Origin of the sequence: Vibrio sp. YT-16, from assembly GCF_033337405.1 — a bacterium.
Taxonomy (GTDB): Bacteria; Pseudomonadota; Gammaproteobacteria; order Enterobacterales; family Vibrionaceae; genus Vibrio; species Vibrio alginolyticus.
Window position 1 is genome coordinate 281,978 of the sequence record NZ_JAWOQQ010000005.1, and the last position, 16,153, is coordinate 298,130.

Below are 16,153 nucleotides of genomic sequence, written 5' to 3' on the forward strand. Positions count from 1 at the left end.
TTGAGTGATTTATCTCACTTTTCTCATTGAAATCCTACAAAAGAAAAAACGGTGAGCACAGATATATTAGTGGTTCACCGTTTTCGTTTAACCTTTGTTCGATTTAACGCTTGATGCCAGATAACTGAAGGAGAATTCGCTCAAGCTCATCCCATGGCAACAGCTGAGAATCTATCACTTCTAATCGTGATTCAAAGCCTTCTAAGCTGATTTCATTCACCGACACGACTCGGTTGGCAACATTAAACGCGTAACAACCTTGATCCGTATTGACCACCGCTTTAACACGCTCTGCGGTCAAGTCCGAAAGCATAGAGAAAAGCTTTTCAAAATCAAACTTATACTCTGCCCCAAACAACCACCCACAACTAAAATAACCCTGCCCTTTGTTCTCTTTGCGCACAAAGGCTTCACCAGGCGCCAACTGGAATTGAGGCTCTTGATGAGCGTGGTCATGATGATGTGACTCGATATGGGAAGAAGCGCTGCCGTAAACCCGCTCAATATCCAAGACTTCTATCGGTAACTCACCGTCATGAATAAGCTTACTGAATACTTTTGAAGGGGATTGGTCCGTCACCCAGTCATTAAACACATCAAGATCGTGGCTGGAACATAGGTCAACCTTACTACCAATAACCACATCTGCACTGTCTAACTGGTCCACGAAGTTTTGGTTAGAAAGATACTTTTCATCACTTAAGTTACGCGGATCAACCAAGGCAATCGTCGCTTTAAGATCAACGTAAGGTTCATACTGCTGTGAGGTAAGCGTCGCGATAACCTGTTTTGGATGACCAAGGCCTGTTGGCTCAATCAATAAACGGTCCGGTTTTTGACGCAATAATGCGGTGATACCTACCGACATCGGCACACCCGCAGTGCAGCACATACAACCACCTGGCACTTCTTTAATCAGCGCGCCTTGGTCGGTCATCAATGCACCGTCGATGCCAATCTCACCAAATTCATTGACCAAAACCGCCCAGTTTTCTATTTCCGGTTTGTTCTTCAGTAGATTTAAAATCGTGGTCGTTTTACCGACACCCAAAAATCCGGTCAGTATGTTGGTTGGTACTCGATTTGACATGCTTATCTCCGACACGTTAGTGCATTAATGCTCCAGCAAAGTATACGGAGAATGTGACTCGCTTCAACGCTTTTTATCGCACGCATCAAGCTCATTGCGTGATGCGTTGGCACACATTTTTCGAGCTTGTTTGGGTTGACTTATCAACTCTGAACGCTTCATATCAGACAGGTATCTACTGGTATAAATAACGCAAGTAAAAAACGCGATAATAGCGACTACGATGGGAAGAACTCCGAGCGTGTTTTCGAATTTAAGCGCAGCAATAGCCAATGCGAAAACAGCGACAGAGATAAGTGCGATTGACTTACTTTTGTTGCTTTTCATAATAACTCGCCTTTCGTAAAGTTAGCCCCCTAACACCTCCTGTACTAGAGGAATGCCAGTTTGGAACAACATCCAACCTGACTATTCAATGCTACTCCTTTCGCTACTTGTGAAATTTGACGAAGCTAACATTTACTACGACATCAAACGACGAGCTTATTATTATCTTTCAAACACTTACTGAATTTTAAAACACTTACTAGCAAATCGTTCCACCGCTTACCAGGATATCGCTATCATTGGCAATACAAACTTGCGCCACCAGCTTTAGTCCTTCGACTATCATGTCCAAAGACATAGAAGGCTGACTGCCATCTGCTGCTTGTTCTGGCAATAATGGAATATGAACAAACCCGTGACGAATCGGATTGTCTTTCAAGTAATGTTGGATCCCATAAAAGAGATGGTTACATACAAATGTTCCAGCACTGTTGGAAATCTGGCTAGGTATACCCTGCGTTTGCAACGTTTGCACAACACGCTTTATCGGTAGTGTCGAGAAGTAAGCATCAGGACCCTCAGCCACCACGGGTTCATCAATCGGTTGATAACCAACGTTATCTGGAATACGAAAATCATCGACATTAATTGCGACACGCTCTGGGGTTATCGCGCTACGCCCGGCCGCTTGCCCTACAGTAATCACACAGTCTGGCTGGTGCGCTTCTATTGCTTCAATAACGACTTTCACCGAGTCGTATCGAGCTACGGGGACTGGGCAAGTAACTATCACACCGCCTTTTATGGCCGCAGCCTCTAATTGCTTGACCGCTTCTAAGGCGGGGTTAATGGCGTCACCACCAAAAGGTTCAAAACCGGTAATCAGGACTTTCTTCATAACAGCCTTTAGGAAAAGAGTTTTACAAATTATTGCACTCCCCTTCACCCCATCCAATAGCAAAAGTATTGATGAGATAAACCAGACAACATTATGTGACTCATGTCTAACCAGAGAGTGTTTTCTGCCTCATTGAATCTAGGCAAGTTCCGGACTATCGAGACTAACTTATTGATGATTAGTGGCAAGGCAAGGTTCTCTCATTACATGACGCACGTAGAAGCTTGGTTTCCACGCTTAACTTAGGTAGAGTACGCGACCGCAATGCAATTCGAAGAGATTGAATACAATGAATATTGATAACCATGTAATCGAAACGATTGAAGAGTTGGAGGCATTTCTGCATTTAGTAGAAAGCGGCGCTCTAGGCCTTGAAGGTGTCACAGGCGTTGCGCTAGCCACCTCTAATACCGATGGCCGTCCATTTGTTGCCGTATTAGGAGAAAAGCACCAATTGCTCCTCGGTCGCTGGGTTTCGCAGCACGTATATGACAATGGTAAAGACATCGTTCGTAACGGCCCAACCAGAAAACACTAAGCGCTCGACGCCACCTATAACATCACGCCGTCTTATACACCAAGCGTATGCTTTGAAAGCAATGCGCTTGGTGTACTCAAAAAATAAAAAAAGAAAAGGCTAGCCTTTATTAATTTTGTCGGTATACTGCACACCAGCTCTTACGGAAAGAGCTATTAATGTAATTAAAGATCAAAGTTTCTCTCAGTTCCACATCGAATTCCTCGTTTACGTTCCTGCGACAAAATAGTTATCTCTAAAATCATATAGTAGCACTTGATATTAGCTAAAAATTCAATATTTAAAACAATCAAATATAGAGGTATCTATGTCTAATAAATTAACTGGTTCAGTAAAATGGTTCAACGAAACTAAAGGTTTTGGTTTTATTTCTCAAGACAATGGCGGTGATGACGTATTCGTTCACTTCCGTTCTATTGTTTCTGAAGGCTTCAAAACTCTTACTGAAGGCCAAAAAGTATCGTTCGTTGTTGAACAAGGTAACAAAGGTTTACAAGCTGCTGAAGTAACTGCACTGTAATTCTTTGTGTGGCATCAATGTTGTTGGTGCCACAATCCCCTTCCACTTATTACTGCCCTTACTATTCTCTATCTGAGTTTATATAGCCAAATCACTTACCTCTCCCACACCATCATTAATCACTTTCAATAAAGTCACTTTGGTATACATCTTTAGGTAATCACACAGTCTACCTTGCAATTCCAGTTTGGAACTAAATTAATCTCATTCATATCTGAATCACTTCGCCTCATGCTTTGCTCATAAAAATAAAGTTTATAAAATAAAAGCGATTGGCGAATATAAGAGAAAAAATGAAATTAAATATATCTGCTCAATCAATAAATTCTAATAACTACGAGCACATAATCCCTAGCTGAGAGATTGAGTTTGCACTGAAATGTCATTACATGAAGCCATTTATCGGACAACACTTCATAGGGACAGCGTCTGGAGTCACACACTTCGGGGTATTTGTTGAGTTAGAGGAACCGAACCGAAGGTCTCATTCCTTTATCAACTTTCCAAAATGGTGAGTTCGAATTTGATGCAGTCAAACAAAAAATTTCCAGCCAGAGCGCCACGTTTACTTTAGGGACCAAAGTGCACGCGTTGGTTAAAGACGTCGATTCGAAACAAAGAAAGATCATGTTCAACTTAAAAGATGCGGAACACGCGGTAGGCTAGCCTGTTTTAGGTTACTTTCTAATCCATTAATCAAAAATAAAAAATAAGCTTTTAATACCGCAATTAACTTGTGACATTTCGCTGACATCGACTCATTCTAAAACCCTAATATCTGACAAAGGAAACGAATCTAATTTTTGTTTCCAGACACCATCGCAGAGTGTATTTCCAGCACTCTGTTTGCCTCGAGAGGTTCTTATGACAGCCTAGGATCTCTCGAGGCTTTTTTGCACCTATTCAAACCACCTGATTCTACATCACAACTATTATCCCCTACCCAAGCTGCACTTTTTAACTAGTGCACTAGATCGCGAACTCTGATTTAAGCAACTGATCACACAACCACTTCTAAATTTTGGGTATAAAAGTATCAATACTTTCGTTAACTAGGATGTAAATAATGAAAAACTCGTTTGATCTCACTATGCCCAACGAAGAAGGATACTTTGGTGAATACGGTGGTAGCTTTGTTCCACCTGAGCTCGAACAAATCATGCATGACATCAACGCAGCTTATGAGGAATGCAGCAAAGATCCTGAATTTAAAGCGGAACTCGCTCGCCTGTATAAGCACTTTGTTGGACGACCTAGCCCAATCTTCCATGCGGAAAACTTGTCTAAAAAATACGGAGCAGACATCTACCTAAAGCGCGAAGACTTAAACCATACAGGCGCACATAAAATTAACCACTGCTTAGGGGAAGCCATTCTCGCTAAAAAGATGGGTAAGAAGAAACTGATTGCTGAAACTGGCGCAGGGCAACACGGTGTTGCGCTTGCTACAGCCGCGGCATTGGTTGGCTTGAAATGCGATATTTACATGGGTGAAGTTGATATCGCCAAAGAACATCCGAATGTCGTCCGCATGAGAATCCTTGGTGCTAATATCATTCCTGCCACTCATGGGCGCAAGACTCTCAAAGAAGCGGTAGATTCTGCATTCGAAGCTTATCTGAAAGATCCTGATACACAACTTTATGCGATAGGCTCTGTCGTTGGCCCTCACCCATTCCCTAAAATGGTGAGAGATTTCCAATCAATTATCGGTAACGAAGCACGAGTTCAATTCAAAGAAATGACCGGCAAGTTACCCAATAATCTCGTCGCATGCGTTGGAGGTGGTTCTAACGCGATGGGGCTATTTACTGCTTTCTTAGAGGATGAACAAGTCGCCATTCACGGCGTTGAACCTGCGGGCCGCTCTTTGCAAAAGGTTGGCGAGCATGCTGCAACACTCACACTCGGTGAGCCAGGTATCATGCACGGATTTAAGTCTTACATGCTTAAAGATGCGCAAGGCGAACCTCAGGAAGTGTACTCTGTAGCAAGTGGCTTGGATTACCCATCGGTTGGACCTCAGCATAGTTACTTAAAAGACATTGGCCGTGTCAATTACGGCTCAATCAGTGATGACGAAGCGATTGATGCCTTCTTTGAGCTGTCTCGTGAAGAGGGAATAATTCCTGCTATTGAATCCTCACACGCTGTCGCTTACGCGATTAAACTCGCGAAGCAAGGAGAAACCGGCTCGATTTTAATCAACCTATCAGGCCGCGGTGACAAAGACATTGATTTTGTCGTTGAACACTACGGCAAAAAATATGGCATTGAATCACTCATATAGCCTAACTCCGTAGCCTAACCCTACATGCAAAAAGCTACCTGGTACTAGGTAGCTTTTTGTTTTTGTCTACTATTTTAAGAAGCAAGTCCCTTTACTCACTGTTCTCACTATACCTTTAGAGCATAATTCGATTAACCGATAAGAGCTGGAATGCCTGGAAGCTGACCAACAATAGCAAGGGAGCCTGCACAAACGATAAACGCAGTGCCAGGAATCAGATATTTATCTTTGCGCGATAGTTCGTTAGCACGCTCATGGTCGCCGATAAGCCCGAGGTTATCCAACAGCATCGTGATTGCCCAACCGAAGACTGGATTAACGAATGCACAGGCAAAAATACAGATACCTGCACTGAGTGAATCTTTATGCTTATGGATCATCTGCATACCCGCTTCAAGGAGTGGTAAGAATACACCCACAATCAAAGCAACGCGCAGAACAGGTTCCCACATTGCTAGATCCATTGGGTAGCCAATTACCGCCGCCGCAATACACATGAAACCCGTCAACAGAGCGCCACCTGGAATAGGACGCTTGGCAATTGCGGCAGGAATCATGTACGTTCCCCAAGAAGAAGCTAGGTTTCCGCCCCCTAAGAGTGAACCAACCCCCTGACGAACAGATGCTCCGACCATCGTGTCGTCGACATCCATGAGTACGCCTTTCGCTTCTTTTGGGTAGTTAAGTTCTTGAAACACACGATGGCCGAGATAATCAGGGGACCACATAGCGACTGCCAATAGAGCAAATGGAGTCACGGCAATAAAGTGCTCTAGAGTTGGCCAGCCTAGTTGCCAACCAGTATTTTCACCCCACCAATAAAATGGACTGAAATTAGGCAGGCCCGGCTCTGTGGTAAAAGCAAACTCAGCGCCCATCAAATAAGCAACAATACCCGCGAGTGCAGAGCACAATGGGATAGCGAGCCAACGTTTATTGATCTTGGCTAAGTAAGCGTAAACCATAACGGTTAGGCCTATGACCACAAACGAAATGTAACCTTGGTCCGTACTTGCAGCCCACGCTTCCGTCTTATTAATTTGCCCGAGCAACCCAACGGCACCAAGGTAGATCAACAACCCTCCTCGAACCCCGATACCAGTCAGAGTCATGAGTTTAGAGCCACCTTTGGTTAAGGCGAGAATTAACCCAAAAACACATACCATCAAACCTAGCGCGAGAGGGTGCCCTCCTGCAGCTGCAATCATAGGAATCAGCGGTATCATTGGGCCATGGGTTCCCGCTAAGTTTGCATTCGGGTTTAGGATGGCAGAAAACAGGATGACGAACAGGGCTCCAGCGATAAGTAATTCGTAACGCACGTTTTCTGCAATGAATTCCGGAGATAAACCAAACTGAGCAGCAAAAGCGGAAACCATGGCAGTGACCATAACCACTTTACCAATGGTTGCTGCTAATGCCGGTACCCAGTCTTCGATTTCAATACTGTAATCACGTGAGGGCAAATGAATTCCCCAGCGACGGAAACTCATGACGGTTAAATCATGATTTAGAAAGTCTTCTCGGTTTTCAAATTCATGCGGTTTTTTGCGCACATCCTTGTAAAAAGTCTTACTTTTGTCAGACATTGAGTCATCCTTTTATGTTTCAACGTTGAACTACGTCAACTAGAGTTTCGCTTGGTAGACAGACCTTCGACCAATACGAGACAACACCCACATCAAACTTCTAGGCCATACTAAGAAAGCGGCATGAACCAATTTTGATTTTGAGCTTATTAAGCATGTGTTGCTATGGGTAGGAATATTAGACATTAGTAAAAGAACAACAAGAATCTCACTTATTATACAATAATTTAACATCGAGCTAGGACGCTTGAACTTTTATGAGTCATTTTTGAGCAGAGAGCCAAGTAGAACGGCTAATTCCGATTTATACTTTCAAGGTAGAGAGCACTGTGCTCGCATCCATCGCAAAGTAACTATCGATATCTCTGCATTGTATACTTTGTTAAACTCCGCCCTTTAATGAGTAAGGCCCTTAAAAATGATGACTGACGAAGAGAGAATCGAGCTGCAACAGAACAATCCACTGCACGGGTTGAAGCTAGAGACTATGTTGCAAGAGTTAGTGGATTTTTACGGCTGGGACATTCTAGATACAGCAATGCGCTTTAATTGCTTTAACACTAAGCCTTCGATTGCAAGTAGCGTGAAGTATTTAAAGAAAACCGAATGGGCGAGAGAAAAATTAGAAAACTTTTACCTTTATCGCTTTAAGCGCATGCCACGCGCGAGCGAAGAAGAATACAACTTACCACCAAGAGCTCGTACCTTCCCTCATGGCCTTGAACCTAAAGAGCCAATGCCGCTAACCGTTGACTCTATTCTTAAGTCACAAGCCAAAGCAGCGTCTGCATTTAAAAAGCGTTCACCTCGCGGACGCCCTGCTCGTCGCCAATAACACTATCTTGAAAAGCAATAGAGCCCTACTGGTAGCTCCAGCAGGGCTCTATTGTTCTTTAAAGGAATGGCTAGAAGCGAAGACTCAAGCTAGTGAGCATTCCTTTTCTCTAACAACTCCCGTAAGTAAACTCACATGTAGTTTACGTTTTCTATTGATTACGCTTTTTCTTCTTTTTACCCGTACCTGCCGGCTTCGCTCGCGGCTTCATTGGTAAAAAGTAGGCTTCACTCTGATCGTCTTCCACTTCAAAACCGACTACCTGCTCGCGTTCAAGTTGGAACTTATTTTTCTTTTCTATCACTTTGAAATGGTGGTAGTCGTCGTAATCGATAAGAGATAACCCTAAACCTACTTCACCAGCACGACCACTACGACCGATTCGATGCATATAATCAGCAGGGCTACGCGGAAGATCGAAGTTAATCACCACTGGAAGTTTTTCTATATCAAGGCCGCGTGCTGCGATATCGGTGGCAATAAGAACTTGAATCTCGCCAGACTTAAAACCGTCAAGGACACGAGTACGAGCGCCCTGCCCTTTATCACCATGGAAAACTTCAGCGGTAATACCGCGTTTTGACAACTTTTGAGCTAAATGATTACAGGCATTCTTAGCATTCACAAAAATCAAAGTCTGTCGCCACTGATGCTGTTTGATTAAGTGCGCGAGTACCGCCGTCTTCTCACCTTTATTTACACTAAACACGCGCTGCACCAAAGTGCTGGCTTCTGCGCTCTGCAACTGAACTTCAACAGGGTCGCGGAGCAACTGCTGAGCCAGCGTCGTGACTTTATCAGGGAAAGTAGCAGAAAATAACAGCGTCTGTTTCTTCTCTGGTAGTAACGCAAGAATCTTATTCAGTTCTTCGGTAAATCCGAGGCTCAACATACGGTCGGCTTCGTCAAGAACAAGCGTTTTTACTTGGTCCAACTTAATCGCGTTACTGGATACCAGATCAAGTAATCGACCCGGCGTTGCAACAATGATGTCACAGCCACCACGAAGCGCCAGCATTTGTGGGTTCACCGATACACCACCAAATACGGCAACCGTTTTGATCTTATCTCTGAGATGGTATGAGTAAGATTTGACGTTATATGCCACCTGTGATGCCAACTCACGAGTTGGTACTAAAATCAGGTGGGAAACGAAGTTGCCACGGCGATTGTTTGATTCGTCTTGCTGAACAATTTTTTGCAAGATTGGCAGCGAAAAAGCAGCGGTTTTACCAGACCCCGTATTGGCACCACCAATAATATCTTTCCCTTCAAGGATATCAGGAATAGAACGGGATTGAATGGGCGTCGGTTGGCTGTATTCCAACGCTTCTAGTCGCTCGACTAATGTTGGAATCAGGCCAAGATCGGCAAATGTCGCTTGCTGTGTTTTATCTGTCATTACAATGAGTGGCTCAGTGCTAGTAAAGGCCGTGTATCTTATGCTATTTCGCGTCTGGATGTTAGAGATAATGGCCCAAACAGAAGATTGGTGAAAGAAGCACTATAGGGTTCAGGAACTTCCTTTCACTAACATGAGTTAATGGTTTCGATAACCAATACTCTACGACCAAGATGGTAAAGCTCACGACAAGCAAAGTGAAAAGGAGTCAGGCATTCTGACTCCTGTAAAACAAAACACATTGTATTTTGGGGAAAGAGATTACAAAGGCAGGCCACACCCGAATCAAAGGCTTAACCACACTATTTAAGCTCTGCGGTTTTGAGAGCTTAATATAGCTTGAGAAAACTCCAGGTCACTAATGTCCATCGTTGTCTATTTAACTAATGTAGTGGACTCGGTTGTATAGATTACTTTCTCCCAATACCACGGTTCTTCTTAGGGCAAATTTGACTGCTATAGCCACAATCGTTACTGATGTCGTATATGGAAATACCTGTTGTCAGAAAGGTAACGCGCCAAGATGAGTAATGTTGCATATCATCCTCGTAAGCCCAATTCCTTCACGAGGTAGTAATGGAAAAAATTAATTTATCCCGATATCTGATATGTAGCTTCGCCTTTGTGTTGCTTTATCCTACGGCAATAGATCTCTACTTGGTTGCTTTACCACAAATCGCCCATGACCTGTCTGCCAGCGAATCACAACTTCATATTGCTTTTTCTATTTACCTCGCTGGTCTAGCATCGACTATGGTTTTTGTTGGGCGAACTGCTGATTGTTTAGGACGCAAACCTGTTGCCATTTGCGGTGCAGTGATTTTTACCCTTGCATCAATGTTCGCGGGCTCTGCTGAGACCAGTAATAGCTTCCTAATAATGCGCTTTTTCCAAGGCGTAGGTGCCGCATGTTGCTATTTAGTGGCCTTTGCCATTTTGCGTGACACTCTAGGGGACCCAGAGCGAGCTAAGGTTCTATCGATGCTTAATGGAATTATCTGCTCTATTCCAGTACTTGCCCCCGTGATCGGCAATCTGATTATGATCAAGTTTCCGTGGCCCGTGTTATTCACTGCCATGGCGATAATGGGTGTTGTGATAGGTTTAATTGCTTGCTTTGTCTTGAAAGAAACCTTGCCTAAAACCAAGCGCACAACTTTAAAGGTGAGTGAAGCTTCGAACGAATCACTATCTAACCGCTTTTTCATATCGCGCGTTATTTATACATCTTTAGGCGTCACAGCTATTCTCTCTTATGTAAATACGTCACCAATGATAATAATGGATTCAATTGGTTTTACTCGAGGCGAATATTCAACAACGATGGCACTACTCGCGATGGTAGGTATGACGACATCGTTTTCAGTTCCATTTGCTCTTTCTTGCTTCAAACAAACCACATTGATGTTCGCTGCACAAATGACCAATTTTCTGTCGGCTATCGTTATTCTCGCGGCTCACTTGAATAGCGATAGTCCGACACTTTATATGGTAGGATTCACTCTGCTCAGCATGAGTTTTCCAATGGGGTTTGGTGTGGCGATGAGCCAAGCGTTAAGCCAGTTCTCACGCAAAGCTGGACTTGCAAGCTCTATGCTTGGCATAGGTCAGGTTTCTTGGTCTGCACTTTACATTTGGTTGATGGCGACGCTAGGTGTGTCGGCCGTGATGATGTTAATGATAGCGTTGGTTGCTAGTGGCGTTATTGGACTCTCCGTAATATTATTATTTCCAAATCATAACGTTAGTGAGCCTCATGAAGAAATCTCTTGCCCGACTTGATCTTAATTTACTGCTCACTCTGCAACTGCTACTGCAAGAGCAGAGTGTTACTAAAACGGCGAAAAAACTTAATGTAACTCCCTCAACCGTGAGTAAGTCTCTAGGCAAACTACGCGCTTGGTTTGATGACCCGCTTTTTGTGAATACGCCGCAAGGCCTAAAACCAACAAATCTCGCGACAAACGTGCAAGTGCTTTTGTCAGACTGGATGCAGATCGGTAACCAGATTGTTTCACTCAGAGGTGATGATGTTCCAAGCGGAGTTAAATTTCATCTTGGAGTAGAGTCGCCATTGTCACTCATCATGGTCGACGAACTGACCAAACGAATCCATGACTTTTACCCAGACTCAACGGTAAAGTACCATAACTGGGATGAGGACTCATTAGATGCCATCACTAGCGGTGAAGTGGATATTGGTTTTACTGGCCGCGAAAGCCATCCTCGCTCCAAAGAGTCGTTAGAACTGCTACCGTATTTCATTAACTTCGAAGTGTTGTTCTCAGATTTACCTATGGTGTATGTCCGCAAAGATCATCCTGCGCTCAAGCAAGAGTGGAATTTGGATACTTTCTTAAGCTATGCCCATATCAATGTAGCATGGGAGAAAAATGACAGTTGGGTGTTGGATGAGATCTTGGCTGAGCAGGGACACACTCGAAACGTTAGCCTAACGATGGCGAGTTTCGAGCAAGCTTTATTTGTTGCAGAAAAGCCCGACCATCAAATGTTAACCACAGCACCAAAATATTGTCAGCGATACTGCGAACAGCTTCACCCCAACTTAATAGCGTTGCCTATCCCCGTTGCTGAAGATTATCAGCACAAGCTACTGATTCCATTTACTATGATTTGGCACAAGCGCAATAACCAGAACCCTAAAATCGTGTGGTTGAGGGAGACGATAAAGAGCCTGTATGGCACAAGTTGAACAGTTAATGTTTAAGTACATTTAAAGTAAAGGAATAGACATTCTCCCCCTTTATGTTGTCAATAAGCGTAGGAGTGTGATCTTGCCTTCTATTAGATTAAATACTTGAAAATCTTGAACTCTATTATCCACTTCGAAATTGATTTCAGCTCATTTGGGGACAAAAAAGAGTCAGCCTAACGGTCTGGCTCTTTTGAATGAAAAAATAGTCTGGTGGGAGAACTTGTAAGGCTGTGGCAGGTTACACTCACTTACTCCTTAGGCAGGTGACCAGTTTCCTTCGCAAGCTTTTGCATCGCCTCGGCAAACGTTGTTGTCCCGCCTTTAGCTTTAACCTGTATTACCTTATATCCCAACTTTTCCAACGCTTGGCGCTCTGCCAAAACAGCTTTGTCATCTTGCTGGCTACCTTGAGCTGGCTGATGAATGTAACATCCCTCTAATTTACCATCTTCGACCAATTGGTGGTGTTTCAGTGCATCGATATCAAAATTCATAATAAGTCTTTTCATCAAGAGTGGGCGTTTCTGTAGCTAATTACATGCGCTTCAAAGGCTTCACGACACTATCTAAGCCTTCAATTTTGAGCGCTAAACATAGCTTGAGCAAATCCCCTAGCTCGCCGCTTGGCCAGCCCTTTTTATCAACCCATTATAAAAGTAAATTCTTCGGGATTCGTCACATTTTTAGGTTCAGTAGGTAGAGTCATACCGCGTCTACTTTCTGAGCAATCTGCAAACAACCAAGAGCAACTGCCTAAATTTCGCACAAACCCATTCCCTAACATATAGAAAAGAAAGAAACCTTTATTTTCTTTCACTTCATAGTCTTATGAAATTTATGGAAAAAAAATGGCAAATTCATTTGCATTTCCCGTTTAAGAAATTCTATTCAATTGGTGTCGGCATAACGCTGAAACAGAAAAAACTAATTAAAAAAAACAAAAATGAATCAACTTTATTTAAATTTCGGTCGTGAATTTGAAGCAGTAAAAAGCTATGTAGAAACAGAAACATTCCAATACACCTATGGGTCGGAAGGTTATGAGCAACATGTAGATTGGCTAGTTAAAGGGCTTATACCGATGAATTCGACCGTGGCACTGGTTGGTGCGTCTGGCGAAGGTAAGAGCTTTGCTGTTCAAGAATTAGCTTGCTGCGTATGCACAGGTAAAAAGTTTCTAGGTAATAAAACAAAACTAGGCTCAGCACTAATCATTGCTGGTGAAGGTGCTTCTGGCTTTAAAAAACGTATTAAAGGCTGGGAACTGGCTAATAATAAGAAAGTAAAAAATCTTGCTGTTTTGCCCCACGGTGTTTTTGTAACAGAAGAAGAACAATCCTTAATGCTCGAGAAAACGCTAACACAAATTGAGTTTGAAACAGGCCTTCCGGTGGCACTTATTGTTGTTGATACATTAAATCGTTCTTTTAAAGGAGATGAAAATACACCTTCTGATATGTCAAAGTTCCTTCAGGACTGGGACAAAATACGCCTGAAGTTCCCAAATACTTCAATTGTTTTTGTCCACCACACAGGCAAAGATGCGACAAAGGGAGCAAGAGGACACAGCTCTTTTAAAGCGACAATGGATGTTGAGCTAATGCTTAAAAAGGGTACTACTCATCCATCGTACATTCTCACAAATACCAAGCAAAAAGATGATGATGAAGCCAAAAGCGTATTGGTTAAACTATCACCTATAGAGCTGGGAATTACTTGCGATGAAGGTTTTCCGATCACAACACTTTCACGCATTGAGCCAGCAGAGATTGTCTCTGAGAAAAACAATATTGATAAACCTTGCCCGTACTTAAACTGCATTAAGCAACTAGGGAGCGGCTGTACGAGGAGAGAGCTTAGGGAGTACATCCGCAAAGAGTTGCATCCAGACTTTACACCTGCGGAACGTACTAAGTTAAGTAAAGCTCTATCCAAGCTAATTGCAAATGGTAACATTGCACTATCAAAAGATGTTTTTAAGTCTGACGACGACAAGTTCATTTTATTAATTGATTAGTTAACCATGTAATATGTTACCCGTTACCTCAATATATATTGAGGTAACGGGTAACAACATACATTAGCTCTACTTAGTATACTAATTTTTATAGTTTTTTAATTCTTTCGGATAACTTTAATTCTAGAAACTTTGCCATTTGACTTAAAACATCACTAAGTAGATCTTGGTAGCAATCGTCATAGTTATTTTCATCAAACTCCATATTTTTTCCATTTTCAAGCCAAGCGATCGTAAATGATAGTTCAATAAGCTCATCTAGCTGATTTTTTGATAATTCTTCAAACAAAGGCATTATCAAAGGATTGCAAAAGTTATTCACATCTAGCAATACTTTCACCTTAACTCCAGATTTATTTATTTTCTCTAAAAAATCTTCACTCATTTTTTATTTTAGTTTAGCAATCTTTATGAATATTATTAAGGGGTGTCTGAGGGGTTTCCACTCAGCAAGAGGGATCAATAGCTATTTCAATATGCAATTGTCCTATCTTGAACTCCGCGTCACCAGCACTAATTTGTATTCACTGATCAAAATTCTTAAGCTAATAAAAAATGCTTAAGAATTGGATAGTAATCACCAAGCCCGTCAAGAATGGTAGTGACGGCATCATCGCAAGAGAAAGGTACTTAAATAGCAGAAAACATAAGAATCATACAAATACAGAAGCAATACTCGATATTGTTGGAAACGAATCAACATCAAAAAGAATTATTGTCGCTGGTGAAAAATATCGGCTGAGAAGCAAATTAAAATCTAACCGTCGTGGTAGGCCACTTTCTTCATTTGCAATAGAATTTTGTTTGACGCTACCAAAACAGTACCGCCCTACTCCAAATCAATGGCGCGCTGTTATTGCTGAGTGCTGTAGAGCCCTTGCTGATCACCTAGAGCTTTCAGGAGACGATAGAAAGACGTTTTTCAATCATATTCGTGGTGTATGCCATCAACAGCAACAAACAGGCACACGAGGTGCTGGTGACCATGTTCATCTCATAGTTTCAAAAGTACTAAAAGATAGGGTGCTCGCTGGACTTCAAAAGAAGGCCGCCACCAAAGTACTTAAAAGAGCATTCACAGCTGCCACTACAAAACATATAGGATTGTCTATCGATGAATACAAACCATACGAACTAGATAAAGGTCATAGGCTTGAAAAATGGCAGTATGAGTCGCAAAAGATGGAAGCGGCAAATGCCGAACACACTAAGCTACAAAAAAAGTTAGAAAAGCAAATTAGCAAGTGGGAGGAAGCCGTTAGGGCGGCAGATCTAAAGCAAATTAAGCGTCAGAAAAATCGTATTGATAAGTCTCTGTCACAACTTGCGAGCCTTAAACCCAATCTGAAATAGCAATTCGCTAGATTTTAATCACAGCGTAAAATATCTATGGACAACAAATCGCCCGGTCTCGCCGCTGGGCATAGGTGTCTTAGAGCTTTTGAGCGAATATGCTTAAGAATTTGTTCAATGAACAGCGGATAACTTGGATGTTCTAGGAAGATCTGGTACATGCACCGCAAAGTATATTATTATCTAGATTCACGAAATACCTTTGAGATTCTTACTAAATAAATTTTTGAGTTTATTTAACATGAACAACATGAATACCTCTAGTGACTTCCCCTTCCAACGAAAATCAGCTCTATATGAAGTCCTAATGCTCGCAATATAATGTTCATTATTTGTATGATTTGGTCAGATATTAAAGTTCTCCCCCCCAAAATGGCAACACATCAACGCAGCAACATAAGAACACCCTTACAACCTTAAACTAACATCCATTACAACTTCAACGTCTAAACTTGCACTGCTTAGTAGCTAAGCAACTAATTTATGTGATAAAAGTTGGTAAATATGCAACTAAGCCATTCCAAATCATTGCCCACACATATATGATATTGATTGACCATAAGCTGTCAACACTGGTTAGCGAATAGCTTTCAAGAATTTTGTGGCATGCAACAGAAGAAAATCACTTTGAATTAGCA

The 16,153-nt window shown here is 42.3% G+C and carries 15 protein-coding genes and 2 pseudogenes; 9 read left to right on the plus strand and 8 right to left on the minus strand.

Annotated features, from left to right (window positions below):
* Nucleotides 1-103 precede the first annotated feature (103 nt).
* The 3 genes from R7F07_RS11850 to pcp all read right to left on the minus strand — a co-directional run bounded on the left by R7F07_RS11850 (nt 104) and on the right by pcp (nt 2,255).
* Nucleotides 104-1,090, minus strand: coding sequence for a GTP-binding protein (locus tag R7F07_RS11850; protein ID WP_318110496.1), 987 nt, complete (start codon nt 1,088-1,090; stop codon nt 104-106).
* Nucleotides 1,091-1,153: 63 nt separating this feature from the next.
* Nucleotides 1,154-1,417 carry a hypothetical protein gene (locus R7F07_RS11855; protein WP_171342534.1) on the minus strand — a complete coding sequence of 88 codons (264 nt, stop codon included), beginning with the start codon at nt 1,415-1,417 and terminating at the stop codon, nt 1,154-1,156.
* Nucleotides 1,418-1,616: 199 nt separating this feature from the next.
* Nucleotides 1,617-2,255: a pyroglutamyl-peptidase I gene (gene pcp, locus R7F07_RS11860; protein ID WP_138940367.1), complete on the minus strand. Its 639-nt coding sequence runs from the start codon at nt 2,253-2,255 to the stop codon at nt 1,617-1,619.
* Between the two features lie 289 nt (nt 2,256-2,544).
* On the opposite strand from pcp, the gene R7F07_RS11865 reads away from it, so the two are divergent.
* From R7F07_RS11865 to trpB, 4 genes and pseudogenes are all read left to right on the plus strand, one after another.
* Nucleotides 2,545-2,793 carry a hypothetical protein gene (locus tag R7F07_RS11865; protein ID WP_005375646.1) on the plus strand — a complete coding sequence of 83 codons (249 nt, stop codon included), beginning with the start codon at nt 2,545-2,547 and terminating at the stop codon, nt 2,791-2,793.
* Between the two features lie 307 nt (nt 2,794-3,100).
* Nucleotides 3,101-3,313, plus strand: a complete 213-nt coding sequence (locus tag R7F07_RS11870) for a cold-shock protein (RefSeq protein ID WP_005375644.1) — start codon at nt 3,101-3,103, stop codon at nt 3,311-3,313.
* Nucleotides 3,314-3,672: 359 nt separating this feature from the next.
* Nucleotides 3,673-3,979, plus strand: a pseudogene (locus R7F07_RS11875) (S1 RNA-binding domain-containing protein); the annotation flags it as partial.
* A 400-nt stretch (nt 3,980-4,379) separates the two neighbouring features.
* The gene (trpB, locus tag R7F07_RS11880; RefSeq protein ID WP_136976460.1) at nt 4,380-5,603 is read left to right on the plus strand and encodes a tryptophan synthase subunit beta; all 1,224 of its coding nucleotides are present in this window, start codon (nt 4,380-4,382) and stop codon (nt 5,601-5,603) included.
* Nucleotides 5,604-5,734: 131 nt separating this feature from the next.
* Here the strand turns inward: trpB and R7F07_RS11885 are convergent, their stop codons facing one another.
* Nucleotides 5,735-7,192: a DUF3360 domain-containing protein gene (locus tag R7F07_RS11885; protein WP_017635762.1), complete on the minus strand. Its 1,458-nt coding sequence runs from the start codon at nt 7,190-7,192 to the stop codon at nt 5,735-5,737.
* Nucleotides 7,193-7,610: 418 nt separating this feature from the next.
* On the opposite strand from R7F07_RS11885, the gene R7F07_RS11890 reads away from it, so the two are divergent.
* Nucleotides 7,611-8,027, plus strand: coding sequence for a VF530 family DNA-binding protein (locus R7F07_RS11890; protein ID WP_005375544.1), 417 nt, complete (start codon nt 7,611-7,613; stop codon nt 8,025-8,027).
* A gap of 151 nt (nt 8,028-8,178) precedes the next feature.
* On the opposite strand, the gene R7F07_RS11895 is transcribed toward R7F07_RS11890, so the two are convergent.
* Entirely contained in the window at nt 8,179-9,429 is a 1,251-nt protein-coding gene (locus tag R7F07_RS11895) for a DEAD/DEAH box helicase (protein ID WP_005375545.1), read from the minus strand.
* A 576-nt stretch (nt 9,430-10,005) separates the two neighbouring features.
* Between R7F07_RS11895 and R7F07_RS11900 the strand changes: the two genes are divergently transcribed.
* Together R7F07_RS11900 and yidZ are read left to right on the plus strand one after the other, a co-directional pair.
* Complete coding sequence (locus R7F07_RS11900; protein ID WP_318110497.1) at nt 10,006-11,211, plus strand: MFS transporter; 1,206 nt, start codon at nt 10,006-10,008, stop codon at nt 11,209-11,211.
* On the plus strand, nt 11,186-12,142 hold the full coding sequence (gene yidZ, locus R7F07_RS11905) for an HTH-type transcriptional regulator YidZ (RefSeq protein WP_033907131.1): 957 nt from the start codon (nt 11,186-11,188) through the stop codon (nt 12,140-12,142). Before R7F07_RS11900 ends, yidZ begins: the two co-directional genes overlap by 26 nt.
* 251 nt (nt 12,143-12,393) lie before the next feature.
* Here yidZ and R7F07_RS11910 read toward each other — a convergent pair whose 3' ends face one another.
* Together R7F07_RS11910 and R7F07_RS11915 are read right to left on the minus strand one after the other, a co-directional pair.
* On the minus strand, nt 12,394-12,639 hold the full coding sequence (locus tag R7F07_RS11910; RefSeq protein WP_017821096.1) for a hypothetical protein: 246 nt from the start codon (nt 12,637-12,639) through the stop codon (nt 12,394-12,396).
* A gap of 40 nt (nt 12,640-12,679) precedes the next feature.
* Nucleotides 12,680-12,793: pseudogene (locus R7F07_RS11915) on the minus strand (putative quorum-sensing-regulated virulence factor); the annotation flags it as partial.
* A 295-nt stretch (nt 12,794-13,088) separates the two neighbouring features.
* Here R7F07_RS11915 and R7F07_RS11920 point away from each other — a divergent pair.
* Nucleotides 13,089-14,162: an AAA family ATPase gene (locus R7F07_RS11920; protein WP_318110498.1), complete on the plus strand. Its 1,074-nt coding sequence runs from the start codon at nt 13,089-13,091 to the stop codon at nt 14,160-14,162.
* Nucleotides 14,163-14,250: 88 nt separating this feature from the next.
* On the opposite strand, the gene R7F07_RS11925 is transcribed toward R7F07_RS11920, so the two are convergent.
* Entirely contained in the window at nt 14,251-14,547 is a 297-nt protein-coding gene (locus R7F07_RS11925) for a hypothetical protein (protein WP_318110499.1), read from the minus strand.
* A 170-nt stretch (nt 14,548-14,717) separates the two neighbouring features.
* On the opposite strand from R7F07_RS11925, the gene R7F07_RS11930 reads away from it, so the two are divergent.
* Nucleotides 14,718-15,515, plus strand: a complete 798-nt coding sequence (locus tag R7F07_RS11930; RefSeq protein WP_318110501.1) for a hypothetical protein — start codon at nt 14,718-14,720, stop codon at nt 15,513-15,515.
* Nucleotides 15,516-16,153: the final 638 nt, after the last annotated feature.